This is a genomic window from uncultured Tateyamaria sp. (assembly GCF_947503705.1).
Taxonomy (GTDB): domain Bacteria; phylum Pseudomonadota; class Alphaproteobacteria; order Rhodobacterales; family Rhodobacteraceae; genus Tateyamaria.
Genome location: NZ_CANNES010000029.1, coordinates 1 through 640, shown reverse-complemented (window position 1 = coordinate 640; position 640 = coordinate 1). Strand labels below are relative to the sequence as shown.

General features: G+C 64.7%; 1 protein-coding gene and 1 pseudogene. Both read left to right on the top strand.

Annotated elements, in window-relative coordinates:
- Positions 1 to 48: 48 nt before the first annotated feature.
- A complete protein-coding gene (locus Q1A44_RS21860) occupies positions 49 to 462 on the top strand; it encodes a universal stress protein (protein WP_299629564.1) in 414 nt (137 codons plus the stop codon).
- Between the two features lie 44 nt (positions 463 to 506).
- A pseudogene (locus tag Q1A44_RS21855) lies at positions 507 to 640 on the top strand (sulfopyruvate decarboxylase subunit alpha); the annotation flags it as partial.

Here is a 640-nt window from a genome sequence, read left to right as displayed (position 1 = left end):
CAAGACAAAACGGGCCCCAAACGGCCCCACAGATGACGGAGAGCACCCATGTACAGCAATATCCTCGTGCCCATGGCACTTGATCACGACATCTCGCCCCAGACCCTCGCCGTGGCGCGTGCGCTCGGTGCACCCGGGGCGACCATCACCGCGCTGCACGTGCATGAAGAGATGCAGGGCTCTGCCCGCGCCTATGTCGAGCAGAGCGCCGTACAGGCGGGCGTGGACCGCGCCCAGGCGCTGCTGGCGGACAAAGTGGCGGGCCTTGAGGGCGTCACGCCCGTGCTGGTGCAGGGCCATTCGGCCCGCGCCATCATCGACTATGCGGCGGCCCACGGCATCGACTGCATCGTCGTCGGCTCGCACAAACCGGGGCTGAGCGACTACTTCCTCGGCTCGACCGCGGCCCGTGTCGTGCGCCACGCGGGGTGCGCCGTGCATGTGCACCGCACCTCGGATTAACCCCACAACCTCCTGATAACACGCCAACATCGAAAGGCCCCCTGATGAACATCGACAAGAAGATTACCGATGATCTTGTCGCCAATGACGTCTCCTTTGTGACCACCGTGCCCTGCAAGCAGCTGGCCGGCGTCATCGACGAGATCGAGGCACGCGACGAGATCTTCCACATCCCTTC